Source organism: Cupriavidus sp. 09_S30 (assembly GCF_056930435.1).
On sequence record NZ_JBXOWI010000001.1, the window covers coordinates 1,122,837 to 1,146,358 of the forward strand.

22 protein-coding genes are annotated in these 23,522 nt (G+C 67.0%); 18 read left to right on the top strand and 4 right to left on the bottom strand.

The genetic code is table 11. The features are described from left to right. From ccoS to AC1Z3O_RS05275, 8 genes are all read left to right on the top strand, one after another. Positions 1–150 carry a cbb3-type cytochrome oxidase assembly protein CcoS gene (ccoS, locus tag AC1Z3O_RS05240; RefSeq protein ID WP_483514076.1) on the top strand — a complete coding sequence of 50 codons (150 nt, stop codon included), beginning with the start codon at positions 1–3 and terminating at the stop codon, positions 148–150. A gap of 149 nt (positions 151–299) precedes the next feature. Then, positions 300–1,748, top strand: coding sequence for a cytochrome-c oxidase, cbb3-type subunit I (gene ccoN, locus AC1Z3O_RS05245; protein WP_483514078.1), 1,449 nt, complete (start codon positions 300–302; stop codon positions 1,746–1,748). Positions 1,749–1,766: 18 nt separating this feature from the next. Next, positions 1,767–2,441, top strand: coding sequence for a cytochrome-c oxidase, cbb3-type subunit II (gene ccoO / locus AC1Z3O_RS05250; protein ID WP_483514080.1), 675 nt, complete (start codon positions 1,767–1,769; stop codon positions 2,439–2,441). Positions 2,442–2,445: 4 nt separating this feature from the next. Beyond that, positions 2,446–2,643 carry a cbb3-type cytochrome oxidase subunit 3 gene (locus tag AC1Z3O_RS05255; RefSeq protein ID WP_483514082.1) on the top strand — a complete coding sequence of 66 codons (198 nt, stop codon included), beginning with the start codon at positions 2,446–2,448 and terminating at the stop codon, positions 2,641–2,643. Next, on the top strand, positions 2,640–3,554 hold the full coding sequence (gene ccoP, locus AC1Z3O_RS05260) for a cytochrome-c oxidase, cbb3-type subunit III (protein ID WP_483514084.1): 915 nt from the start codon (positions 2,640–2,642) through the stop codon (positions 3,552–3,554). The genes AC1Z3O_RS05255 and ccoP overlap by 4 nt, the downstream gene beginning before the upstream one ends. A gap of 49 nt (positions 3,555–3,603) precedes the next feature. Continuing rightward, positions 3,604–5,058, top strand: a complete 1,455-nt coding sequence (gene ccoG, locus AC1Z3O_RS05265) for a cytochrome c oxidase accessory protein CcoG (protein WP_483514085.1) — start codon at positions 3,604–3,606, stop codon at positions 5,056–5,058. 114 nt (positions 5,059–5,172) lie between these two features. Beyond that, positions 5,173–5,388 carry a hypothetical protein gene (locus AC1Z3O_RS05270; protein WP_483514087.1) on the top strand — a complete coding sequence of 72 codons (216 nt, stop codon included), beginning with the start codon at positions 5,173–5,175 and terminating at the stop codon, positions 5,386–5,388. Then, positions 5,385–5,630: a hypothetical protein gene (locus AC1Z3O_RS05275; protein ID WP_483514089.1), complete on the top strand. Its 246-nt coding sequence runs from the start codon at positions 5,385–5,387 to the stop codon at positions 5,628–5,630. Before AC1Z3O_RS05270 ends, AC1Z3O_RS05275 begins: the two co-directional genes overlap by 4 nt. Positions 5,631–5,711: 81 nt before the next feature. Here the strand turns inward: AC1Z3O_RS05275 and fnr are convergent, their stop codons facing one another. Then, entirely contained in the window at positions 5,712–6,437 is a 726-nt protein-coding gene (gene fnr / locus AC1Z3O_RS05280) for a fumarate/nitrate reduction transcriptional regulator Fnr (protein WP_483514090.1), read from the bottom strand. 79 nt (positions 6,438–6,516) lie between these two features. Between fnr and AC1Z3O_RS05285 the strand changes: the two genes are divergently transcribed. The 10 genes from AC1Z3O_RS05285 (at position 6,517) to AC1Z3O_RS05330 (ending at position 19,003) form a co-directional block, all read left to right on the top strand. Next, positions 6,517–7,284 carry a sulfite exporter TauE/SafE family protein gene (locus AC1Z3O_RS05285; protein WP_483514092.1) on the top strand — a complete coding sequence of 256 codons (768 nt, stop codon included), beginning with the start codon at positions 6,517–6,519 and terminating at the stop codon, positions 7,282–7,284. Between the two features lie 600 nt (positions 7,285–7,884). Then, on the top strand, positions 7,885–8,940 hold the full coding sequence (gene scpB / locus AC1Z3O_RS05290; RefSeq protein WP_483514094.1) for an SMC-Scp complex subunit ScpB: 1,056 nt from the start codon (positions 7,885–7,887) through the stop codon (positions 8,938–8,940). A gap of 4 nt (positions 8,941–8,944) precedes the next feature. Next, a complete protein-coding gene (gene rluB / locus AC1Z3O_RS05295; RefSeq protein ID WP_483514095.1) occupies positions 8,945–10,858 on the top strand; it encodes a 23S rRNA pseudouridine(2605) synthase RluB in 1,914 nt (637 codons plus the stop codon). A 245-nt stretch (positions 10,859–11,103) separates the two neighbouring features. After that, positions 11,104–11,592 carry a ribosome maturation factor RimP gene (gene rimP / locus AC1Z3O_RS05300; RefSeq protein ID WP_483514097.1) on the top strand — a complete coding sequence of 163 codons (489 nt, stop codon included), beginning with the start codon at positions 11,104–11,106 and terminating at the stop codon, positions 11,590–11,592. Next, the gene (gene nusA / locus AC1Z3O_RS05305) at positions 11,589–13,064 is read left to right on the top strand and encodes a transcription termination factor NusA (protein ID WP_483514098.1); all 1,476 of its coding nucleotides are present in this window, start codon (positions 11,589–11,591) and stop codon (positions 13,062–13,064) included. Before rimP ends, nusA begins: the two co-directional genes overlap by 4 nt. Before the next feature lie 87 nt (positions 13,065–13,151). After that, a complete protein-coding gene (gene infB, locus AC1Z3O_RS05310) occupies positions 13,152–16,040 on the top strand; it encodes a translation initiation factor IF-2 (RefSeq protein ID WP_483514100.1) in 2,889 nt (962 codons plus the stop codon). Positions 16,041–16,105: 65 nt separating this feature from the next. Continuing rightward, on the top strand, positions 16,106–16,474 hold the full coding sequence (rbfA, locus tag AC1Z3O_RS05315) for a 30S ribosome-binding factor RbfA (protein WP_483514101.1): 369 nt from the start codon (positions 16,106–16,108) through the stop codon (positions 16,472–16,474). A gap of 75 nt (positions 16,475–16,549) precedes the next feature. Next, positions 16,550–17,494, top strand: coding sequence for a tRNA pseudouridine(55) synthase TruB (truB, locus tag AC1Z3O_RS05320; RefSeq protein ID WP_483514102.1), 945 nt, complete (start codon positions 16,550–16,552; stop codon positions 17,492–17,494). A 383-nt stretch (positions 17,495–17,877) separates the two neighbouring features. After that, positions 17,878–18,264 (top strand): GreA/GreB family elongation factor, encoded by a 387-nt coding sequence (locus AC1Z3O_RS05325; RefSeq protein ID WP_483514104.1) that lies wholly within the window; start codon positions 17,878–17,880, stop codon positions 18,262–18,264. Between the two features lie 70 nt (positions 18,265–18,334). Further along, positions 18,335–19,003: a hypothetical protein gene (locus AC1Z3O_RS05330; protein WP_483514105.1), complete on the top strand. Its 669-nt coding sequence runs from the start codon at positions 18,335–18,337 to the stop codon at positions 19,001–19,003. Between the two features lie 43 nt (positions 19,004–19,046). Here AC1Z3O_RS05330 and AC1Z3O_RS05335 read toward each other — a convergent pair whose 3' ends face one another. The 3 genes from AC1Z3O_RS05335 to AC1Z3O_RS05345 are packed head-to-tail and all read right to left on the bottom strand — an operon-like array spanning position 19,047 to position 23,494. Next, entirely contained in the window at positions 19,047–20,660 is a 1,614-nt protein-coding gene (locus tag AC1Z3O_RS05335) for a DHA2 family efflux MFS transporter permease subunit (protein WP_483514107.1), read from the bottom strand. 2 nt (positions 20,661–20,662) lie between these two features. Continuing rightward, positions 20,663–21,928 (bottom strand): EmrA/EmrK family multidrug efflux transporter periplasmic adaptor subunit, encoded by a 1,266-nt coding sequence (locus AC1Z3O_RS05340; RefSeq protein ID WP_483514109.1) that lies wholly within the window; start codon positions 21,926–21,928, stop codon positions 20,663–20,665. A 45-nt stretch (positions 21,929–21,973) separates the two neighbouring features. Continuing rightward, positions 21,974–23,494, bottom strand: a complete 1,521-nt coding sequence (locus AC1Z3O_RS05345; protein WP_483514110.1) for an AdeC/AdeK/OprM family multidrug efflux complex outer membrane factor — start codon at positions 23,492–23,494, stop codon at positions 21,974–21,976. Between the last annotated feature and the right edge of the window lie 28 nt (positions 23,495–23,522).

The window sequence follows — 23,522 nt, forward strand, 5'->3', positions numbered from 1 at the left end:
GTGGAAACGCTGTACCTGCTGGTGCCTTTGAGTCTGGTGCTGGTCGTGCTGATCGCGGGCGCTCTGTGGTGGGCGCTGCATGGCGGCCAGTACGACGATCTCGACCGTCCCGGCGAGGCCGTGCTGCTCGACAACGACAGGCCGTCCTGACGGGCGGCGACAGCGCCCGGTGCACCAGGTTCAGCCCGCATTCGGGGTGCTTGATGCAGATCAACGCGGACAAGGGCAGGGCTTTTTACAGTCTCATCATCAGCGCATTCGCTAACTTGGTTTTCAATTACTTAGTCTTGGGGGTCTGAATGGATGTCACTGCCGCGTCTTCACGCGTCGACACCTTCAATTACAGCGTCGTGAGGCAATTCGCCATCATGACGGTGGTATGGGGGATCGTCGGCATGGCCGTCGGCGTGCTATTGGCAGCACAGCTGATTTGGCCTGATCTCAACTTCAACACGCCGTGGCTGTCGTTCGGGCGCCTGCGCCCGTTGCACACCAACGCGGTGATCTTTGCCTTCGGGGGTAGCGCGCTGTTCGCGACCTCCTACTACGTGGTCCAGCGTACCTGCCAGGCGCGCCTGTTCTGCGGCCCGCTGGCGTCCTTCACCTTCTGGGGCTGGCAGCTGGTGATCGTGGCGGCTGCCATCACGCTGCCGATGGGCTTCACCAGTTCCAAGGAGTACGCCGAACTGGAATGGCCGATCGACATCCTGATCACGCTGGTGTGGGTGGCCTACGCGGTGGTGTTCTTCGGCACCATCGTCAAGCGCAAGACCAAGCATATCTACGTGGCCAACTGGTTCTTCGGCGCCTACATCCTGACCATCGCGCTGCTGCACATCGTCAACAACATGGAGATGCCGGTCACCATGTGGAAGTCCTACTCGGCCTATGCCGGCGTGCAGGACGCGATGGTGCAATGGTGGTACGGCCACAATGCGGTGGGCTTCTTCCTGACCACCAGCTTCCTGGGCATGATGTACTACTTCATTCCCAAGCAGGCCGAGCGTCCGATCTACTCCTACCGCCTGTCCATCGTCCACTTCTGGGCGCTGAACTTCACCTATATGTGGGCCGGCCCCCACCACCTGCAGTACACCTCGCTGCCGGACTGGGCACAGTCGCTGGGCATGGTGTTCTCGCTGATCCTGCTGGCACCCTCCTGGGGCGGCATGATCAACGGCATCATGACCCTGTCGGGTGCATGGCACAAGCTGCGCACCGACCCGATCCTGAAGTTCCTGGTGGTGGCGCTTTCCTTCTACGGCATGGCGACCTTCGAAGGCTCGATGATGTCGATCAAGACCGTCAACGCGCTGTCGCACTACACGGACTGGACCATCGGCCACGTGCACTCCGGCGCGCTGGGCTGGGTGGCGATGATCTCCATCGGCTCGCTCTACTACCTGATCCCGCGCCTGTTCGGCCAGAAGGAGATGTACAGCGTGCGCCTGATCGAGGTGCACTTCTGGATCGCCACCATCGGCGTGGTGCTCTACATCGCCTCGATGTGGATCGCCGGCGTGATGGAAGGCCTGATGTGGCGTGCCACGCAGCCGGACGGCACACTGACCTACGCCTTCGTGGAAGCGGTCAAGGCCAAGTACCCCTTCTACCTGATCCGTCTGGGAGGCGGCCTGTGCTTCCTGTCGGGCATGCTGCTGATGGCCTACAACGTGGCCAAGACGATCATCGGCAAGCCTGCGGTGGATGCGCCGATCCCGGCCAGCATCCCGGCCGCCGCCCACTGACCCGCCCAGGAAAGGACCATGTCTGAGAAACAAAGCAGCTTCTTTTCGCACGAGACCCTGGAGAAGAACGTCGGGTGGCTGATCATCTGCACCATCATTGTCGTCAGCATCGCAGGCCTGGTGCAGATCGTGCCGCTGTTCTTCCAGCACTCGACCACCGAGCCCGACCCCGGCATCAAGCCCTACTCGGCGCTGCGGCTGATGGGGCGCGACATCTACATCCGCGAAGGCTGTGTCGGCTGCCACTCGCAGCAGATCCGCTCGCTGCAGGCGGAGACGGAGCGCTACGGCCACTATTCCACGGCGGGCGAGTCGGTCTATGACCACCCCTTCCTGTGGGGCTCCAAGCGTACCGGCCCGGACCTGGCGCGCGTGGGCGGCCGCTATTCGGATGACTGGCAGCGTATCCACCTGCGCAATCCGCGCGACGTGGTGCCGGAATCGGTGATGCCGGCGTATTCGTGGTTGGAGAAGGCTGCGCTGCCGACCAATGACGTGCAGGCGCGCATGCATGCGCTCAAGCGGCTGGGCGTGCCGTACACGGAGGAAGAGATCGCCAAGGCGCCGTCCGAGCTGGAAGGCAAGACCGAGGAGGACGCGCTCGTGGCCTACCTGCAGGGCCTCGGCATCAACAAGCGCAACGTGCGGATCGACACGGCGACTGCCGGCGCCGGCGCGCCGGCCAAGGAGTGAGGCCATGGCCATGTTGAGCGCATTCTCGACCGTGCTGTCGATGGCCTTCTTCCTCGGCATCTGCTGGTGGGCCTGGTCGGCCGGGCGCCAGCGTGCCAACGAGGAGTCGGCCATGCTGCCGTTCGCCCTTCCCGACGAGACGTCCGGGCTGGGCGCGGACAGGCACGCGGATACCACATCTAGCAGGAAGATCAGTTCATGAGCGATTTCATCTCGGATTTCTGGAGCTACTACATCGGGGCGATTGCCCTGGTGGGCATCGCATGGTGCGTCTGGCTGCTGTTCTCCCAGCGCAAGGTGACCAAGGTAGCGGGCGCGGCCGACGATACCGGCCACGTCTGGGACGGCGACCTGCGCGAGCTGAACAACCCGCTGCCGCGCTGGTGGATGTGGATGTTCCTGCTGGCCTGCATCTTCGCGCTGGGCTATCTGGCGCTGTACCCCGGGCTCGGCTCCTACGCCGGCTTGCTGAAGTTCTCCACGCAGAGCGAGCTTGCCGCGCACCGGCAGGCGGCCGAGAAGCTGCAGAACTCGGTGTACGCCAAGTACATGAAGATGGACATCAAGCAGGTGGCGGCCGATCCCGAGGCACGGGAAATCGGGCAGCGGCTGTTCCTGAACTACTGCGCGCAGTGCCACGGTTCGGACGCGCGCGGCAGCCGCGGCTTCCCCAACCTGACCGACCATGACTGGCTGTACGGTGGCGAGCCCGAGACCATCCAGCAGACCATCACCAAGGGGCGCAACGGTGTGATGCCGCCGTTCGCCGCTGTCATCGATGCCAAGCTGGCCGGTGACGTGGCGCAGTATGTGCGATCGCTGTCCGGCCTGGCCTCCGACCCGATCCGGGCCGCGCGTGGCGAGAGCACCTTCAAGTCGACCTGCGCGGCCTGCCACGGGTCGAACGGCAAGGGCAACCAGGCGCTGGGCGCGCCCAACCTGACCGACAACACGTGGCTCTATGGCAGTTCGGAAGCCACGATCGTCGAGGGCATCCAGAAGGGCCGCAACAACCATATGCCGGCCCACGAGGAAATCCTGACGCCTGAGCGCATCCGCATGCTGAGCGCCTACGTCTGGGGCTTGTCCAACACGGCGGGAGCTTCTCAATGAGGATCTCGCATCGCGCCGCGCCGCAAGGCGCGTGCGCTGGAGCTAGGTAATGAATACGCCGGGGATGGAACCTCTGATCCGCAAGGCCGAGGCGTTAGCCTCGGGCGAGTCGGTTGACGAGGCGCTGTACGAGGTACGCCGCAAGATCTACCCCCGCTCGGTGAGCGGGGCCTTCTCGAACTGGCGTGTCTGGATGGTGCTGCTAACGCAGCTGATCTACTACGGCACGCCGTGGCTGCAATGGAACGGCCGCCAGGCCGTGCTGTTCGACCTCGGCGCGCGCAAGTTCTACATCTTCGGGCTGGTGCTGTGGCCGCAGGATGTGATCTACCTGAGCGTGCTGCTGGTGATTTCCGCGCTGGCGCTGTTCCTGTTCACAGCCATCGCGGGGCGCCTGTTCTGCGGCTACGCTTGCCCGCAGACGGTCTACACCGAGATCTTCATGTGGATCGAGCGGCATGTCGAAGGGGACCGCTTCGCGCGCATCCGCCTCGACAGCGATCCATGGAGCTTGCGCAAGCTGCGCCTGAAGGCGACCAAGCATGTGCTGTGGATCCTGGTGGCGCTGTGGACCGGCTTCACCTTCATCGGCTACTTCGCACCGATCCGCGAACTCGGCGGTGAGGTGATGCACCTGGCGCTGGGGCCCTGGCAGATCTTCTGGATGCTGTTCTACGCCTTCGCCACCTGGGGCAACGCCGGCTTCATGCGCGAACAGGTGTGCAAGTACATGTGCCCGTACGCCCGCTTCCAGAGCGTGATGGTGGACCGCGACACCTTTGTGGTCACCTACGATACGGGGCGCGGCGATCCGCGCGGCAGCCGTTCGCGCAAGGCCGACCATCGCGCCGCGGGGCTGGGTGACTGCGTCAACTGCAGCATCTGCGTGCAGGTCTGCCCGACCGGCATCGATATCCGCGACGGGCTGCAGTACGATTGCATCGGCTGTGGCGCCTGCATCGATGCCTGCAACCAGGTGATGGACAAGATGGAGTACCCGCGCGGGCTGATCCGCTACACGTCCGAGAACGCGATGCGCAAGGGCCTGACGGCCAAGTCGGCGCGCGCGCGCCTGCTGCGTCCGCGCGTGATGATCTACACAGCGATCTGGTTCGCGCTGCTGGCCGGCTTCGCGGTGTCGCTGATGTTGCGTACCCCGCTCAAGGTCGACATCATCCGCGACCGCGGCGCCCTCGGGCGCGAAGTGGAAGGGCGCTGGATCGAGAACGTCTACCGCCTGCAGGTGATCAACACCAGCGAGTCGCCGATGCGCATCGCCATCCGCGCGGACAGTGCCGAGCTTGGCCACATGACGGTGGAGTACGACGGCGTCATCGGCGAGATCGCGCCGACCTCGAACCGGCTGCTGCCGATTCGCGTGCGGGTGCCGATCGAGGAGGCGCGCCAGGGCACGCACAAGATCAACGTGACGGTGAAGGGCGAGGGTGAGCGCGAAGTCGAGATCAGCCAGTCGACCAGCTTCATCGTGCCGCGCGACCTGTAGCCTCGCGCAGGGGTAGCAGACAGGCAAGGGCGGCAGCACTGCCCTTGCCGAATGAAAGCAGTGAGCGTTTCCATGCAAGGACCCAGCCGACAACCGACTACGGAGGCCCGCTTGATGAAGCAACAAAGCAATCCCTGGTGGAAGGAACCCTGGCCGTGGCTGCTCATGAGCGGCCCGCTGGCGGCGATGGTGGCCTGTGGCTTCACCATCTGGCTGGCCATGAGCCATCCGGACAAGCCCATCGTCGAGGGCGTGAAGCAACATGGCCTGGTGGTGGAGCGGCAGGGGCCGCAACGGGCGGCGATGGCGCCGGCAGCGGGGCGGCCATGAGGGCGCGCTGGCTGATGTGGGTACTGTGGCCGGCCTTCTTGGTCGGCGGGCTGGCGACCGCGGTGGTGTTCTCGCTGGTGGACCCGAGCGACCTCAGCCTGTTCGGCCGGCCCATCGAGGCCTCGCGCGAGGCCGTCTATACGATCGGATTCCTGCTGGCGTGGCTGTTGTGCGCCCTGTCTAGCGCGTTGACGCTCTACACGATGCCGATCCGCCTGAGCGATACCGACGAACTGGAGTAGGCGATGACGGGCGCCGGCCGCGGGTGGCGCGATATGGCTTGCCGCGGGCGGCGGCCTGCCGCGCCTGCGGCGGTCGCCGCCTCAGCAGGCCTTGCCGTAGACTTGCTTGATGCCGGGCACGTCGACCAGCTTGACGTGGCGCTGGCGGATCTGGATCAGGCCGGCTTCGGCGAAACGGGAGAACAGCCGGCTGACCGTCTCGAGCTTCAGGCCGAGATAGCTGCCGATTTCCTCGCGGCTCATGCGCAGCACGAACTCGGTGGACGAGTAGCCGCGTTCGGACAGGCGCTCGGACAGGTTGACGAGGAAGGCGGCGAGGCGCTCTTCGGCGCGCATCGAGCCCAGCGTGAGCAGCATGACCTGGTCCTGCGTGATCTCCTTGCTCATCAGTCGCAGGAACTGCTGCTGCAGGGAGGGCACGTCGGCCGACAGTGTCTGCAAGTCCTGGAAGCGCATCACGCAGACCTCGGTGTCTTCCAGCGCCGTGGCATCGGAGGCATGCTGCATCTCGCCCAGGCCGTCGAGGCCGACGACCTCGCCGGGGAGGTGGAAGCCGGTGATCTGGGAGCGGCCGTCCTCCATCGTCACATGCGTCTTCAGCGTGCCGAAGCGCACGGCGTAGACCGCGCTGAGGGGCTCGCCCAGCCGATAGAGGGTCTCGCCCTTGTGGACTCGCACGCGCTCCTTGACCAGCGAATCGATCTTCTCAACGTCATTGCGATTCATGCCGACCGGTACGCACAGATGCCCCAGCGAGCAGGACGAGCAACGGGGCGACATTGCGGTGACGGGAATGGAATTGAGCAATTGGGGGCCTGTTTAAGTAAGCTGCGAGGGCACAATAAATGCATTTTACTGTGCGTAGCGATCTGAAGGGGAGTGAAAGTTGACTGTCGCAGTGTTTTTCAGCGTATTTCTGCTGGCCTTGCTGGGTGGCGTGCACTGCGCTGCGATGTGCGGCGGCATTGCGCTTGCCGTCGAGCAGCGGCGCGAGGGCATCCCCGTTGCAGTGCTGCGCAGGCCACGCGACTGGCTGTGCGAGCAACTGGCGATGCACGTGGGCCGCGTCTCTACCTATATGTTGCTGGGCGCGGCGCTTGGCGCGGTCGGCGCCGGGGCGTGGCGTGCCGACTATCTGCCCGTGCAGCGCGCGCTCTTCATTGCCGGCAGCCTGATGCTGGTGCTGTCGGGGCTCTGGCTGCTGGGCGGGCGCACGCCACAGTTCGCGGTTCTGGAGCGGCTGGCGGCGCGGGTTGCCGGCGGTGTCGCGCGAAGGCTGGGCGCCGCCACACGCGCGCGCCAGCCGGCCAGCACGCCGCTCGTGGCCGGCCGCGGGCGGCTGTTGCGCCGCTTCGGCATCGGCCTGGCGTGGGGGCTGGTGCCGTGCGGCATGGTCTATGGTGCGCTGGCCTTGTCGTTGCTTGCGGGCAACGCTTTGTCGGGGGGCTTGCTCATGGGCGTGTTCGGTCTTGGCACCTTGCCCAACCTGCTGATGCTGTCAGGCCTATCGGGCCTGTTGCGGCAGTGGTCGCGCCGGCCCTGGGTGCGCGCCAGCGCCGGCGTGGCGGTGACGGCATTCGGCGTGGCCGGTCTGGCCCGGGCCGCGGTCTTGCCGCACACCCTCGCCGAGCACGGTTTCTGCGTCGTCTTCTGAGCCGACACCGTGGTGGGTGGCCGATGCGGCTCGTGCCGGCCGAAGTGGCGGGCGCATCCCACCGACGGGGCGGTTGCAGCGCCGGCCCGGAATGCCATACAATCGGCAGAATTGCAGTATCGCGCTGGCGCAGCCGCGGTCTCGCCGGGCAGCATCACATGCTGGCCGGATTGCCTTGCCGGGCAGGATGCTCCTGGCGGCCGGGCCCCCTCGCAGCAAGCCACTCCGGTTGAAAAGATCCGGTTCAAAAGACCGGCTTGGCATTGTGTTGCGGGAAACGCGTACGCCGTGCGGTTGACTGCATCGTTCTTGCGGCCGAAAGGGTTCAGCCATTTCGTGCCATGTCGCTGCTCCAGAAGGGCAGCGCGACGCAAGAGGCCTTACGGTCGGCGCCGATGCCGGCGGCAGGGCAATTCTCCGCCGGACTGACCCGGCAACCCGAAGCAGAACAAGATGGGCGCGCGGCTTTCATGCGGATGGCATGCCGGCCGGCCGCACAATGAGATGGCGATGGCGCTTCGGCCTCGCTGAATCCGAAATTCCCGAAACCTCTGGCGTCTGCCGGAGGCAGGTGCAAAGACAGGCTGCACACATCCATATATGAATACCCAAGAGGCGAAAATCGTCCTCGAGACCGCGCTGATCTGTGCGCAGGAGCCCTTGCGTGTTGCCGACCTGCGCCGCCTGTTTGCCGATGAGGTGGGCGCCGATACCATTCGTGTGCTGCTGGAAGAGCTGCGCCAGGACTGGCAGCAGCGCGGCGTGGAGCTGGTGGCCCTGGCCAGCGGTTGGCGCTTCCAGAGCCGGCCGGGAATGCGGGAATACCTGGATCGCCTGAATCCGGAAAAACCGCCCAAATATTCGCGTGCGGTCATGGAGACGCTGGCCATCATCGCTTACCGGCAGCCCGTCACGCGTGGCGACATCGAGGAGATCCGCGGTGTCACGGTCAGCACCGAAGTGATCAAGCGGCTCGAGGACCGTGAGTGGATCGAAGTGATCGGTCACCGCGATGTTCCGGGTCGGCCGGCCCTGTATGCGACCACCAAGGCATTCCTGGACGATCTGGGGCTGCGCACGCTGGATGAACTGCCCCAGCTCGAGGATGCGCAGGCGCAGATTCAGGCCGCGCTGCTGGATCAGCAGGACATCGATTTCGAGGCGCTGGGCCAGGCTGCAGTGAACGTGGAGCGCGGGGCACTCGCGCCGGCCATGCTGGAAGGTGCGCCGGCCAGCGAGGCTGCCAACGCGCAGCAGGTGGCGCCGGAAGATGGTGCCGAGCCGATCGAGCCGCAGGGCGTCCCGGAGGCGCAGGCAGCGGACGAGGTGCTGGCCGCCGTGCCGCGGGACGCTGAGGAGGTCGCGGAAATCCAGGTCATCGAGCAACGACAGGCAATACAGCAGGTACAAGAAATACAACATCCCGAGACGCAAGCAATGGAAGGTGTGCAGCCGGCTGAGCCGCTGCGCGCCGAGGCGGGGCAAGCGGGGGCGCCGGACCAAGGTGCCAGCCCGCTCGCCGACGCCGAATCCCCACCCCCGGCCGACTCTGCAGCCGCACCCCTGAGCGCCCCAGCGGGCCAGGACGCGCCGGCCAACGATCTTCCGCTGGCCGACGGCGAGCGCGACGCGCGCGACGAGCGTCTGCCCAACTGAACCCATGCAACATCCGATTGTGAATACTTTGTCCGATTCTGTAGAGCAAGACGTCCGCCACGCGGACGCGCCGGGCAGCGATGCCGGCAGTGCGGCCGATCCTGGCGCATCCAGCGAAGGCGGCGCCCGCCGCAAGGGCTTGCGGCGCGGTTTGCGCAACCTGGTGGCAAGCCGCCGGCAGGCTGCGCAGGATCGCGAGGCCGGCCGTGCCGCGGCGCCGGAGGGTGGCGGCGAAGCCGCTGCAGGTGAACCAGCTCAGCCCGCTGCTGCGCAGGGTGGCCGGGCCACAGGGCGTGGCCGCGGCAGGCGCAAGGCGGTGGAGGCGGAGGCCGACACGGGCCGCGCCGTAGAGGCCGCCGAGCCGGCGCCTGGCCAGGAGGCCCAGCCGGCCGCCGGCCGCGAGGGTGGCGCGCGCAAGCGCAAGGGGCAGGGCCAGGGTCGCGGGGCGAAGCCCGTGACCGAGCAGGCCAAGGCAGGCGCCCGCCAGCAGGGCAAGGGCAAGGCGGCGGCCCAGCCGCGCCAGGCTGCTGCCAAGGGCGGTGCGGGCGCGGCGGGAGGAGCGAGCGGCGACGAAGTCTTCCGCTTCGTGATCTCCGACCAGTACGACCAGGAAGAGACCGTGGTGCCGCGCACCAAGGCCAAGCCGGTGCGCGAGCTGTCCGCGGACGACGATGCCCCCAAGCTGCACAAGGTGCTGGCCGACGGCGGCCTGGGTTCGCGCCGCGAAATGGAAGAGCTGATCCTGCAGGGCAGGGTGTCCGTCAATGGACTGCCGGCCCACATCGGCCAGCGCATCCTGCCGACCGACCAGGTGCGGGTCAATGGCAAGCTGATCGCGCGCAAGATCACCAGCAAGCCGCCGCGTGTGCTGCTCTACCACAAGCCGGCGGGCGAGATCGTCAGCCAGTCGGATCCGGAAGGCCGTCCCACCGTGTTCGACAACCTGCCGCGCATCAAGACCGGCAAGTGGGTGGCGGTGGGCCGGCTCGACTTCAATACCGAGGGCCTGCTGATCTTCACGACCTCGGGTGACATCGCCAACCGCTTCATGCACCCGCGCTACGGCGTGGAGCGCGAGTACGCGGTGCGCACGCTGGGCGAGCTGGCCGAGTCCGACCGCCAGCGGCTGCTGCACGGCATCCAGCTGGACGATGGCGAGGCCAGCTTCCTGCGCCTCGCGGACGCTGGCGGCGAGGGCGTGAACCGCTGGTATCACGTTGCACTGACCGAAGGCCGCAACCGCGAGGTGCGCCGGATGTTCGAGGCGGTCGGCTTGACCGTATCGCGCCTGATCCGCACCCGCTACGGCCAGTTCCTGCTGCCGCGCGGCCTCAAGCGCGGCCGCTGGCAGGAGCTGGAGGCCGAGGATGTGCGCACGCTGATGACCGGTATCGGGCTGAAGCTCCCGGGCAAGGGCGAGCAGAGCGGCAAGGGCGTGACCAAGGTGGGCAGCCGCAAGCAGCGCGAGGAAGCGGCACTGGCGGGCATGCCCATGCCTACCGGCATGGATGGCCTGCCGCGCTTCGAGCGGGCGGGTGGTGGCCGTGGCAATAGCGCCGGCCGGGGCCAGCCCGACCCGATGCAGACCTCGATGGGCTATATCAGCCACGGACCGACGTTGCTGACCTCCCACTCCAAGCTGGCCAGCGGTGTGAGCCTGCCAGGCTCGGCCACGCCCACGGGCGGCAACAAGGGCGGGCGGGGTAAGGGCGGCGGCGGCGCCGGCAGGCAGCAGCGTCGTGGTGAGGCAAACGGAAATGTGATGCCGAAGGCTGCAAAATCCGGCGGCGGCAATCGCGGGCAGCGCGGCGGCGGTGGCGGTGGTGGCGGTGGTGGCAATCGCGGCAGCAGCGGTGGCGGCAATCGCGGCGGCAGCGGCGGTGGCAATCGCGGTGGCAACCGCGGCGGTAACCGCTGATATGCCGTAGGCGGCACAGCGCCGGGCGGGCGCGGCCGCCTGTCCGGCCTTTTGCCTTTTGGACATAATCAGCGTATAATCAAAGTCTATTCAAAAGTGACATCCCCAGCGTGGGATGGGCGAATGATGGGCATTGCGCCCATTTTTTTTGGCCCATCCGGTTTCTCTCCGTCTGGGGTGTGGCGGTCCGGCGCGGCTGGTGCGCGGTCCGTCGTAGTGTTTGAAGGCCATTACTCGGGAATACAGTGCATCTGGCAGATTTGATCGAAACCACCCTGAACGGCATGGGGTACGAGCTGGTCGAGCTCGAACGAGCCCCGGCGGGATTGCTGCGCGTGTACATCGATCAGCCTGAGACGGGCATCGTCATCGAGGATTGCGAGAAGGTCAGCCGTCAGTTGACGCACGTGCTGGCGGTCGAGAATGTCGACTATGAGCGCCTCGAGGTGTCGTCTCCGGGGCTGGACCGGCCGCTGAAGAAGCTGGCCGACTATGTCCGCTTCGTGGGCGAGCAGGCCAGGGTCACGCTGCGCCTGCCGGTCGACGGCCAGAAGAATTTCGTCGGCGTGCTGCAAGCGCCCGCCGGCGAGCCCGGCGCGGAAAAGATCGGCCTCGAGTTCGAGGGGAGGAATGGTCCCTCGCTGCTGGAATTCACTGTATCCGATGTCGATCGCGCGCGCCTGGTGCCGGTGATCGACTTCAAAGGAAATCAAAGAAAAGGGAACAAGCAATGAGCCGCGAAGTTCTGTTGCTCGTCGATGCGCTTGCGCGTGAGAAGAACGTCGACAAGGATGTGGTATTCGGTGCGCTGGAGGCCGCGCTGGCCTCGGCCACCAAGAAGCGCTTCGAGGAAGACGTGGACATCCGTGTCGCGATCGATCGCGAGTCTGGCGAGCACGAGACGTTCCGCCGCTGGCTCGTCGTTCCCGACGAACAAGGCCTGCAGGAGCCGGACAAGCAGATCCTGCTGTTCGAGGCACGCGAGCAGAACGCGGACATCGAGCTGGACGACTTCATCGAAGAGCAGATCGAGTCGGTCGAGTTCGGTCGCATCGGCGCGCAGGCCGCCAAGCAGGTGATCCTGCAGCGTATCCGCGACGCCGAGCGCGAGCAGATCCTGAACGACTACCTGGATCGCGGCGAGAAGATCATGACCGGCACGGTCAAGCGCGCCGACAAGAAGGGCCTGATCGTCGAGTCCGGGCGTGTCGAAGCGCTGCTGGCGCGCGACCAGATCATCCCGAAGGAAAACCTGCGCACCGGTGACCGCGTGCGCGCCTACATCCTGAACGTCGACCGCACCGCGCGCGGCCCGCAGATCGAACTGTCGCGCACCGCGCCCGAGTTCCTGGTCAAGCTCTTCGAGAACGAAGTGCCTGAGATGGAGCAGGGCCTGCTGGAGATCAAGGCGGCGGCACGCGATCCGGGCGTGCGCGCCAAGATCGCCGTGGTCGCGCACGACAAGCGCATCGACCCGATCGGCACCTGCGTGGGCGTGCGCGGCACGCGCGTGACGGCGGTGCGCAACGAGATCGGCGGCGAGGCCGTGGATATCGTGCTATGGTCGGAAGACCCAGCGCAGTTCGTCATCGGCGCGCTGGCGCCGGCACAGGTCCAGTCCATCGTTGTCGATGAGGAAAAGCACAGCATGGACGTGGTGGTCGACGAGGAGAACCTCGCCGTCTCCATCGGCCGCAGCGGGCAGAACGTGCGCCTGGCGTCCGAACTGACCGGCTGGCAGATCAACATCATGACGCAGGAAGAATCGGCTCAGAAGCAGGCCGAGGAAAGCGAGGTCGTGCGCAAGCTGTTCATGTCCAGGCTGGACGTGGACGAGGAAGTGGCCGACATCCTGATCGAAGAAGGCTTCTCCACTCTCGAAGAAGTGGCCTACGTGCCCATCAGCGAGATGCTGGAGATCGAGGCCTTCGATGAAGACACCGTCAACGAGCTGCGCAACCGCGCGCGTGATGCGCTGCTGACGATGGAGCTGGCCCGGGAAGAAAAGGTGGAAGAGGTGTCGCAGGACCTGCGTTCCCTCGAAGGCCTGACTCCGGATCTGATCGGCAAGCTGGCCGAAGGCAGTATCCACACGCGCGACGACTTGGCCGAGCTGGCCGTCGACGAACTGGTCGAGATGATCGGCGTCGGCGACGAAGAGGCCAAGGCGCTGATCATGAAAGCACGGGAACACTGGTTTAACTGAGGGACACGCCCGGAGCCTCCGGCCCCGGGCGCGCTTTCCGCGAACGAAACTGTCCCGACGTAGAAACCGAGCATTGAAAGGGTTTGAATGGCAAGCACAACAGTTGCCCAACTGGCCGCAGAACTGAGTCGCAGCGCAGCTGCCCTGCTGGAACAATTGCAGGCAGCTGGAGTGGGCAAGGCCACGCCTGACGACATCATCACCGAGTCGGACAAGACCCGGCTGCTGGACTATCTGAAGCGCGTGCATGGCGCGGCGGACGATAGCGCCCGCAAGAAGATCACGCTGACCAAGCGCGAGACTTCCGAGATCCGCCAGGCTGACTCCACCGGCAAGACACGTACCGTGCAGGTCGAGGTGCGCAAGAAGCGCGTCCTGATCAAGCGCGACGAAGTCGCAGGCGAAGGCCAGGCCGAAGCACACGATGGGCACGACGCCGCCGAAGCTGCAGAGCAGGCGCGCCGCGAAGAGGAAGATCGCCAGCAGGCGGAACTGCTGGCGCGCCAGGAGGCCGAGGCCAAGGCGCGCCGCGAGGCCGCCGAGCGCGAGGAAGCCGAGCGCCGCGCCAAGCAGGAAGCACTGGAGGCCGAAGAGCGCCGCCAGGCCGAGCTTGCCGCCAAGAAGGCTGAGGAAGAGGCCGCGGCCACGCGCGTCGCCTCCGAGGCAGCGGAAGAAGCCGCGCGCAAGAAGGCCGAGGACGACAAGAGCCGTCTGGCGGCCGAGCGCGCCGTTGCGCAGAAGGCTGCCGACGAGGCCAAGGAAGCCGCCGACAAGGCGCGCGCCGAGCAGCAGGATGCCGCACGCAAGCGCCGCGAGGCCGCCGAAGCCGAGGCGCGCGCCATTCAGCAGATGCTGAATGCGCCCGCTCGCGTGCTGAAGGCGCCGTCGGAGCGCAAGGCCGAGGAGAAGAAGGCCGAGCAGACCACCGGTACGCTGCATAAGCCGGTCAAGGCGCCTGGCACCGAGACCAAGAAGGAAGACAAGAAGCCTGCCACTACCACCACCACGACGGTCGACAAGAAGACCGGCAAGGTGGTCAAGACGGGCACCTCGTCGACCTGGCAGGACGAAGGCAGCAAGAAGAAGGGCGGCGGTCTCAAGACCCGCGGCGACTCTTCTGGCGGCGTCGGCGGCTGGCGCGGTGGTCCGCGCGGCCGCGGCGGCAGGCAGCAGCAGGCCGACGACGCCCGCAGCAACTTCCACGCGCCGACCGAGCCGGTGGTGCGCGAGGTGCACGTGCCTGAAACCGTTTCTGTGGCCGACCTGGCGCACAAGATGGCGGTCAAGGCATCCGAGGTCATCAAGCAGATGATGAAGCTCGGCCAGATGGTGACCATCAACCAGGTGCTGGACCAGGAAACCGCCATGATCGTGGTGGAGGAAATGGGCCACAAGGCGTTTGCCGCCAAGCTGGATGATCCCGAGGCGCTGCTGGATACCGGTGTCGAACATACCGATGCCGAGCAACTGCCGCGGCCGCCGGTGGTGACCGTGATGGGTCACGTCGACCACGGCAAGACCTCGCTGCTGGACTACATCCGCCGCGCCAAGGTGGCGGCGGGCGAAGCCGGCGGCATTACGCAGCATATTGGTGCCTACCACGTCGAGACGGAACGCGGCGTGATCACCTTCCTCGACACTCCGGGTCACGAGGCGTTCACCGCCATGCGTGCCCGCGGTGCCAAGGCGACCGACATCGTCATTCTGGTGGTGGCCGCCGATGACGGCGTGATGCCGCAGACCAAGGAAGCCATCTCCCATGCGAAGGCGGCCGGCGTGCCCATCGTGGTGGCGATCAACAAGATCGACAAGCCCGAGGCCAACCCCGATCGCGTCAAGCAGGAGCTGGTGGCCGAGCAGGTGTTGCCGGAAGAGTACGGCGGCGACTCGCCGTTCGTGCCGGTGTCGGCCAAGACGGGTGCTGGCGTCGACGATCTGCTGGAGCAGGTGCTGCTGCAGGCCGAAGTGCTGGAGCTGAAGGCGCCGGTTGACGCCCCGGCCAAGGGCCTGGTGGTGGAAGCCCAGCTCGACAAGGGCAAGGGCCCGATCGCGACCATCCTGGTCACCAGCGGCACGCTCAAGCGTGGCGACGTGGTGCTGGCTGGCAGTGCCTACGGCCGTGTGCGCGCGATGCTGGACGAGAACAGCAAGCCGACCAAGGACGCCGGCCCGTCCATTCCGGTGGAGATCCAGGGCCTGTCCGAGGTGCCTGCCGCCGGCGAGGAAGTGCTGGTGCTGCCGGACGAGCGCAAGGCGCGCGAAATCGCGCTGTTCCGCCAGGGCAAGTTCCGCGACGTCAAGCTGGCCAAGCAGCAGGCTGCCAAGCTGGAGACCATGCTGGAGCAGATGAGCGAAGGCGAGGTGCAGACGCTGCCGCTGATCGTCAAGGCCGACGTGCAGGGTTCGCAGGAAGCGCTGGTGCAGTCGCTGCAGAAGCTGTCGACCGACGAAGTGCGCGTGCAGATCGTGCACGCCGCGGTGGGCGGCATCTCGGAATCGGACGTCAACCTGGCGACGGCCTCGAAGGCGGTCATCATCGGCTTCAACGTGCGCGCCGACGCCGGCTCGCGCAAGCTGGCCGAGCACAATGGCATCGACATCCGCTACTACAACATCATTTACGATGCTGTGGACGAGATCAAGGCGGCCATGTCCGGCATGCTGGCGCCCGAGAAGCGTGAGACCAACATTGGCCAGGTCGAGGTGCGCCAGGTGTTCCGCGTGCCCAAGATCGGCGCCGTGGCCGGCTGTATGGTCACCGACGGTCTGGTCAAGCGGACCTCGCTGGTGCGCGTGCTGCGCAACCATGTGGTCATCCACACCGGCGAGCTCGATTCGCTCAAGCGCTTCAAGGACGACGTCAAGGAAGTCAAGCAGGGCTTCGAGTGCGGTCTGTCGATCAAGAACTTCAACGACGTTCAGGAAGGCGACCAGCTCGAAGTGTTTGAAATCACCGAGGTGGCGCGCACGCTGTAAGGCGGGCACGGCGGCGGCCGGCAGCGGATGCCGCCGCCGCCGCCATCTCGACAACGCAGGTTCGCATGGCCAAGAAAGGCTCTATTTCCTCCCGTAATCTCCGTCTTTCCGACCAGATCCAGAAGGACCTGGCCGAAATGATCCAGCGCGAGCTGCGCGACCCGCGCCTCGGCCTGGTCACGCTGCAGTCGGTGACGCTGACGCCCGACTACGCGCACGCCAAGGTGTATTTCACCGTGCTCGGCTCCAAGCCCGAAGACGCGGCCGCCGCGCTCAACGAGAAGGCCGGCTACCTTCACTCGCTGCTGTTCAAGCGCCTGCACATCCATACCGTGCCGACGCTGCATTTCCATCATGACACCTCGGTGGAGCATGCCATCGAGATGTCCAAGCTGATCAATCAGGCCAACGCCGACCGCGCCAAGGACGACTGATCCCCGCTGCCGGCCCTGCCGGCACGGCTGTCCGCGGCCGCCGGCGTTCTCCGCCGCGCTTTCCTTTCCAGACCGATGACCGATTCGAACGCTGCCCGCCCGCCGCGCTTGCCGCGCCGTGACGTGCACGGCGTCCTGCTGCTCGACAAGCCCCTCGGCCTGTCGTCCAACGATGCGCTGGTGCGCGCCAAGCGCCTGCTGCGCGCGGCCAAGGCCGGCCACACGGGCACGCTCGATCCGCTCGCCACCGGCCTGCTGCCGCTGTGCTTCGGCGAGGCGACGAAGTTTTCACAGGACCTGCTCGAAGCCGACAAGACCTACGAGGCAGCTGTCTGCCTGGGCGTGAAAACGGCCAGCGGCGACGCCGAGGGGGAGGTGCTGCAACGGCGCCCCGTCGCGTGCGGGCTGGACGATGTACGTGCCGTGCTGGCGCGCTTCGTCGGTGAAATCGACCAGGTGCCGCCGATGTACTCGGCCTTGAAGAAGGATGGCAAGCCGCTCTACGAGTACGCCCGCGCCGGGCAGACGGTGGAGCGCGCCGCGCGCCGTGTGACCATCCACGAGATCACGCTGCTCGACTGCGGCCTGCCGGACCAGGCATCCTTTTCGATGCGCGTCCGCTGCAGCAAGGGCACTTACATTCGCACGCTGGCTGAGGATATCGGCGAGGCGCTCGGCTGCGGCGCGCATCTGACGGGCCTGCGCCGTACCGGTGTGGGCGACCTGAGCCTGGACGGGGCTGTCACGCTGGAGCAGATCGAGCAGCAGCCCGACGCGCAGCGGCCCGGGATGCTGGCCCCGGTCGACGCCCTGCTGCAGCGTAGCGCGCCGGTCGTGCTCGATGATGCGGCAACGTCGCGCTTCCTGCAGGGGCAGCGTATCGCCCGGCGCGACCTGCCTGTCGGGGTGTCGCTGGCAGAGGAGGAGCTGGCCAGGGTCTACGCGGCCGATGGCCGCCTGCTCGGCGTTGCCCGCATGCGTGAAGGCGCGCTGCGCCCTGAGCGTCTGGTGCGTCTCTAGCCGGCTCGCCCGCTTGGCCGGGGCTCCTGCCGCCACCCGCTGCACGCCGATCGATGCGAAAGTTGTCTCGGTATGTTGAGCATTCTGTCGGCAAAGTCATACAAAACCAGGCAACGCCGGCAACGCCTGGCTTTCTGCGCGGAAGTCTGTTTAAATAGCGGGTAACGTCTGAGTTACCCGGCGCGGCACGCCCGCGACGGCCCAAACTGCCCAAATCGCCCAAGTGAAACCCGCCGTCCTGCTGCTTCGCGCGGCGACAGCCGCCATTCTCGCTGCCGCCCGGTTCCCCGCTTAAGACCCGACTCGCGTCGGTCCGGGGCCCGGGCCGAAACCTGCTCCCTCCAGAAGCCAGTTCACGCGCGCCTGCGCACTTGGGAGTCGATATGCGAAAGCGACAGACGGTTTTTCTCACCCCCGCCGAAGCCGAGCGCCTGGGCGCGCTCGCGCTTGCCGCCAACACCTCGCCCGAACAGCGCCAGTCCCTGCACGCCGTGCTTGACCGTGCGGTGGTCGATGCCGCCGATGCCTTGCCGCCTGCGGTGGTCCGGCTGCACACACCATTCCTGTGCATCGAGGCACAACACCGCGAGCACTTCCATTGGCGCATCGTCTATCCCGAGGAAGCCGACTTCCGCCGGGGCAAGCTGAGCGTCCTGTCCCCGGCCGGCATGGCCTTGCTGGGCATGCCGACCGGCCGCCATGTGCGCTTGCCTGTCGAAGATGGCGTGCCGCCGCTCGAGGTCGTCGTGCAGGAACTGCTGCCGGCCTGAGCCGGCGGCAGGCGCTGGCGGTTCGGCGTGGCGCGTCGCCTGGCGCGCCGCCTTGCAAGGGGAGGGAACGATGCTCGCAGGGAAGCGGATGGAGAGTTGGGAGCGGTACGGTGATTACGGTACGCGCACAGTGGACCGGGTGGAGGCGTTCGCGCACGCGGCCACGCCGGACCTGGACGGCGGCGAGCGGCGCCGCCTGCATGACAGGCTGGTCTGCCAGGACCTGGCCGATGTGCTGGCCGCGCAGGGCGGGGCGCTGCTGCGCCGGGTCGACGTCGACTCCCTGAACGGGCAATGCCGCGCGCGCCTGGGCGATGGCACGGCGGTGTCGCTGCATGTCGCCTCGCTGGATGCCGCGCTGGTGGCACAGGCCGGCGAGGCCGGTGCGTGGCCTTGGCCGGCGCCGGTGCTGCTGGACGCCGTGGCTTCTTGCCTGGCCCGGCTCGACGCGCAGGCTGCCGCAGTCCAGCAGGCAGATACCTTGTCCGCGCAAGGGGGGCAGACGGAGGCGGCGGCCGTGGCCGTGCTGTACGCAGAGGACGGCCCGACGGGGGCGCTGCGCGCCCTGCCGGTGGTGGAACTGCTGGGTTTCGGACCCTACGCCCGCTTGCGCGCCGCCTATGTGCTGGTGCCCAATCCGCAGCGCCCGCTCGGGCTGCAGGCGCTGCGCGTGGGGATCGATGCCGGCAGGCCCGACTGGGGTGGCAGGACGGCCCTCGGCCGGCGCCGCGGCACTTGATCTCCGATCAAGGCCGGGTGCCGGCCGCGCGGCTGCCAGTGCGCTAGTGTGCGCCCGCGGCGGCATCGCCGCCGCCACCGCCTTTGACGTGCTTGGTCAGCCAGACGAAGCCGATCAGCACGAAGAACAGAACCCCGGAGATCCAGAAGATGTCGTTCGCGCCGAGCATCGAGGCCTGCAGGCTCAGGTTGCGCTCGATCATGCCGACGGCCTGCGACTGGCTCATGCCCATCTGCATCAGGTGGTTGAGCTGTTCCTGGTAGGCAGAGTCGTAGGGATTGATCTTCTCCACGAGCCGCACGTGGTGCAGCGCCGAGCGGTTCTCCCACACCGTCGTCGAGATCGAGGCGCCGATCGCGCCGAAGGTGATCCGCACGAAGTTCGACAGGCCCGAGGCGGCAGGGATCTTCTCCGGCGGCTGGCCCGACAGGATGATCGAGGTCAGCGGGATGAAGAACATCGCCATGGCCGCGCCCTGGATCAGCGTCGGGATCATCAGCGTGCGGGTGTCCACCTGGGTGGTGAAGCCCGCTCGCATCAGGCTGACGACGCCGAAGGTGATGAAGGCGGCGGTGGCGACCCAGCGCGCGTCCATCTTCGGCAGGTTGCGCCCGATCACCGGCGACAGCAGGATGGCGAAGATGCCCACCGGCGCCATCACGATGCCGGCATCGGTGGCGGTATAGCCGACGATGGTCTGCAGCCACAGCGGCAGGATCACCAGATTGCCGAAGAAGAGGCCGTAGGCTACCGAGATGGCCACCACGCCGGCACTGAAATTACGGCCCTTGAACAGGCTGATGTCGACGATGGGGTGCTTTTCGTAGCTCTCCCAAATCAGGAAGAACAGGAAGCCGACCACCGCCACCAGCGTCAGCACGACGATTACCGGGGAGTGGAACCAGTCGAGTTCCTTGCCCTTGTCCAGCATCAACTGCATCGAGCCGACCCAGATCACCAGCAGTGCCAGCCCGATGCGGTCGATGGGCAGGATCTTGGTGGGCGTCTCGCGGTCGCGGTAGATGGCCCAGGTCGCATAGGCTGCCATCAGGCCGACCGGGATGTTGATGTAGAAGATCCACGGCCAGGTCATGTTGTCCGAGATCCAGCCGCCCAGCAGCGGGCCCATGATCGGCGCCACCAGCGTGGTCATGCCCCACAGCGCCAGCGCCATGGTGCTCTTCTGCGGCGGGTAGCTCGACAGCAGCAGCGACTGCGATAGCGGGATCATCGGGCCGGCCACGGCGCCCTGCAGGATCCGCGCGGCCAGCAGCACTTCCAGGTTCGGCGCCACGCCGCACAGCCAGGACGACAGCACGAACAGCAGGATCGACGTGATGAACAGCCGCACCGCGCCGAAGCGCGTGGTCATCCAGCCGGTCAGCGGCACCGAGATGGCGTTGGCTACCGCGAACGACGTAATGACCCAGGTGCCTTGGTTCGGGGCGACGCCCAGGTCGCCGGAGATCGCCGGAATCGACACGTTGGCGATCGACGAATCCAGCACGTTCATGAAGGTGGCCAGCGACAGCGAGATGGTGCCGATCACCAGCCGGCCACCGGTCAGCGGCTTGGGCGCGGCCGGCCGCGCCGGCCGCGCCTCTTCGTGCGGGACGCGGCCGGCCGGAGCGGACGGGGCGGGTGCGGTAGCGGCCATGATCAGTTAGCGGCGCGATTCGCGAGGGGTTGGGCGATCGCGCCGCCGGTCTGCGGCGCGGGCGGCAGGCTGACCGGGCGGCCGCCGTTGTTCGCCGAGATGATGCGTTCGATCAGCGCGTCGGCATCGCGGCCGACCTTCTCGTAGACGTCGGTCTGCATCGGGCGCGGCACCGGCGCGGGAGCCATGGCGGCCCCTTCTTCCTTGCGCACGTCGACGGTCACGTTCATCGACAGGCCGACCCGCAGCGGATGGTCCTTGAGTTGCTGGGGATCGAGCGCGATGCGCACCGGCAGGCGCTGTACCACCTTGATCCAGTTGCCGGTGGCATTCTGCGGCGGCAGCAGGGAGAAGGCCGAGCCGGTACCGGCGGAGAAGCCTTCCACCTTGCCCTGGTACTTGACCTTGGAGCCGTAGACGTCCGCTTCCAGCGTGACCGGCTGGCCCACGCGCATATGCGTGATCTGGACTTCCTTGAAGTTGGCGTCGACCCAGACCTGGTCGAGCGGGACCACGGCCATCAGCGGATTGCCGGCGGCCACGCGCTGGCCTACCTGCACCGAGCGCTTGGCCACGTAGCCGGTGACCGGCGCCGGCAGCGTCGAGCGCGCGTAGGCCAGGTAGGCCGAGCGCAGGTTGGCGGCCGCGCGCTGTACGTTGGGGTGCTTTTCCACCGTAGTGCGGTCGGTCAGCGCCTGGTTCGAGGCCAATTGCTCGCGCGCGGCCAGCAGCGACGACTCGGCGGCGATCAGCGCGGTCTGCGCGTGGGAGATTTCTTCGCCGGAAACGGCGCCCGTGCCCGAGATCGCCTGGCGGCGGCGCAGGTCCTCGCGCGCTTTCGCTACGTCGGCTTCGCGCATCGACACGTTGGCGGCCAGCGAGCCGTTGTTGACGAACAGCGTGCGCACTTCGCGCACGGCCTGGGCGAGCTGCGCCTCGGCCTGCTCGAGCACGACCTGCGAGTCGGCGCGGTCTAGCTGGATCAGCGTCTGGCCGGCGGTGACCATCTGCGTGTCGTCGGCCGCGATCGACACCACGGTGCCGGCGACCAGCGGCGTGACCTGGACTACGTTGCCGGCGACATAGGCGTCGTCGGTGTTCTCGAAGTGGCGGCCATACAGGGCCCAATAGGCGCCATAGGCCACGCCCGCCACCACGACGACGGTGGTCAGCGTGAGCAGCATGCGCTTGCGCTTGCCATTGGAACTCGGGGCGGAACTCGAGACTGGTTGCGGCTGCTTGCCTGCCGCGTTCTGGTTTTCGCTCATGACTGTCTTTCTGGAAATAGGCTGTGCAATCCTGTTGGCGCCGCGCTAGCCGCGGGCAGCCGCCTCGTTCTTCGCCGCGGGATGGGCGGTGCCTTCCTCGGCGCCTTCCTGGTACCCGCCGCCGAGTGCCTTCATCAGGCTCATCTGCAGGTCGATCCGGCGCGACAACAGGTCGGCCGCAAGGCGGCGCTGCTGCAGCACGTTACTCTCGGCATTGAGCACGGTGAGCTGGGTGCCTAGGCCGGCCTTGTAGCGGATGGTCGACAGCGAGTAGGCGTGTTCGGCCAGGTCCAGCGCCTCGCGCTGGACCTGGATCTGCTGATCGACGCTGCGAATGCTCGTCATGGCGTCGGCGGTCTCGTGCAGGGCATCGACCAGCGTCTGGTTGTAGCTGGCTACGGCCAGGTCGTAGTTCGCGTACTTGCCCTTCAGGTTGGCGCGCAGCCTGCCGCCTTCGAAGATCGGCAGGTGCAGCGTGGGGCCGAAGCCGAACGTGCGGCTGATGCCCATCAGCAACGTGCTGGTATCCAGCGACGCGAGGCCGGCAAAGGCGGTCAGCGAGATGTCGGGCAGGAATTCCGCCTTGGCCACGTCGATGTCCTTGGACGTGGCCTCCACCCGCCAGCGTGCCGCGACCAGGTCGGGGCGGCGGCCCAGCAGGCCGATGGTGAGATCGTCGGGCACCGTCGGCGAGGCGTTGGCCAGCAGGGTGGGGGGCGTGATGGCCCGGCCGCGGTCAGGGCCTTTGCCCACCAGCGCGGCGAGCTGGTTGCGCACCAGCGCGATCTGCTCGTCCACGCGCTGCAGATCGGTCTGCGCCGCTGCCACCGTGCCGCGTGCCTGCGTCGTCTCGACCTGGGTGTCGAGGCCGGTGGCCAGGCGCTGGCGCGACAGCTCGGTGAGGTCCTTGCGCTGGGCGATGGCTCGCACATCGACATCGCGCTGGGCGTAGAGCGCGGAGAGCTGCGCGTAGGCGCGCGCCACCGCGGTGGTCAGCACCAGGCGCGCGGATTGCGTTTCCGCTTCGCTGGCGCGGTCATCCGACAGCGCGGCCTGCAGGGCCGAGCGGTTCTTGCCCCAGAAATCGAAGTCGTAGGACAGGTTGGCCTGGAGGCGGCTCACGTTCTTCCAGGCGCCGGCCAGCGGCGTGCCAGCGAACAGGTCGGTCTCGGAGAAGCGCTGGCGCACAACGCTGCCTTCGAAGTCGACACTCGGATACAGCGCGCTGCGCACGCTATCGGCCATCGCGCGCGAGGCTTCCAGTCTTGCATAGGCCGATTGCAGGCTCGGGCTGCTCTGGATGGCCTCGTCCACCAGGGTGCGCAGCTGCGGATCATGGAACTGGTCGACCCAGTCCATCTTGGGCCAATCGCCGTGCTCTGCCGGCAGGGTCTGGGCAGTGGCCAGGGCGGACGGATCCGTCTTCGTCTGTGTGCTGTGCGAATCGCCGAAGACCGCGCAGCCGGCCAGCACGGCGGCGGCCAGCACCGTCAGGGCCAGCGGGCCGGCGCGGCGCGCCGCCGAACGCGCGGCCCGGGCGGGTGGAAGAGAGAATGCTCGTTTCATCGTGTCGCCCCGTTTCGGAGCCATGCTG

Bases quoted from the DNA above. Each gene is read 5' to 3' on its own strand.
- ccoN (WP_483514078.1), top strand. From the start codon at position 300: ATGGATGTCACTGCCGCGTCTTCACGCGTCGACACCTTCAATTACAGC.
- ccoO (WP_483514080.1), top strand. From the start codon at position 1,767: ATGTCTGAGAAACAAAGCAGCTTCTTTTCGCACGAGACCCTGGAGAAG.
- AC1Z3O_RS05255 (WP_483514082.1), top strand. From the start codon at position 2,446: ATGGCCATGTTGAGCGCATTCTCGACCGTGCTGTCGATGGCCTTCTTC.
- ccoP (WP_483514084.1), top strand. From the start codon at position 2,640: ATGAGCGATTTCATCTCGGATTTCTGGAGCTACTACATCGGGGCGATT.
- ccoG (WP_483514085.1), top strand. From the start codon at position 3,604: ATGAATACGCCGGGGATGGAACCTCTGATCCGCAAGGCCGAGGCGTTA.
- AC1Z3O_RS05270 (WP_483514087.1), top strand. From the start codon at position 5,173: ATGAAGCAACAAAGCAATCCCTGGTGGAAGGAACCCTGGCCGTGGCTG.
- AC1Z3O_RS05275 (WP_483514089.1), top strand. From the start codon at position 5,385: ATGAGGGCGCGCTGGCTGATGTGGGTACTGTGGCCGGCCTTCTTGGTC.
- scpB (WP_483514094.1), top strand. From the start codon at position 7,885: ATGAATACCCAAGAGGCGAAAATCGTCCTCGAGACCGCGCTGATCTGT.
- rluB (WP_483514095.1), top strand. From the start codon at position 8,945: ATGCAACATCCGATTGTGAATACTTTGTCCGATTCTGTAGAGCAAGAC.
- nusA (WP_483514098.1), top strand. From the start codon at position 11,589: ATGAGCCGCGAAGTTCTGTTGCTCGTCGATGCGCTTGCGCGTGAGAAG.
- infB (WP_483514100.1), top strand. From the start codon at position 13,152: ATGGCAAGCACAACAGTTGCCCAACTGGCCGCAGAACTGAGTCGCAGC.
- rbfA (WP_483514101.1), top strand. From the start codon at position 16,106: ATGGCCAAGAAAGGCTCTATTTCCTCCCGTAATCTCCGTCTTTCCGAC.
- truB (WP_483514102.1), top strand. From the start codon at position 16,550: ATGACCGATTCGAACGCTGCCCGCCCGCCGCGCTTGCCGCGCCGTGAC.
- AC1Z3O_RS05325 (WP_483514104.1), top strand. From the start codon at position 17,878: ATGCGAAAGCGACAGACGGTTTTTCTCACCCCCGCCGAAGCCGAGCGC.
- AC1Z3O_RS05330 (WP_483514105.1), top strand. From the start codon at position 18,335: ATGCTCGCAGGGAAGCGGATGGAGAGTTGGGAGCGGTACGGTGATTAC.
- AC1Z3O_RS05335 (WP_483514107.1), bottom strand. From the start codon at position 20,660: ATGGCCGCTACCGCACCCGCCCCGTCCGCTCCGGCCGGCCGCGTCCCG.
- AC1Z3O_RS05340 (WP_483514109.1), bottom strand. From the start codon at position 21,928: ATGAGCGAAAACCAGAACGCGGCAGGCAAGCAGCCGCAACCAGTCTCG.
- AC1Z3O_RS05345 (WP_483514110.1), bottom strand. From the start codon at position 23,494: ATGAAACGAGCATTCTCTCTTCCACCCGCCCGGGCCGCGCGTTCGGCG.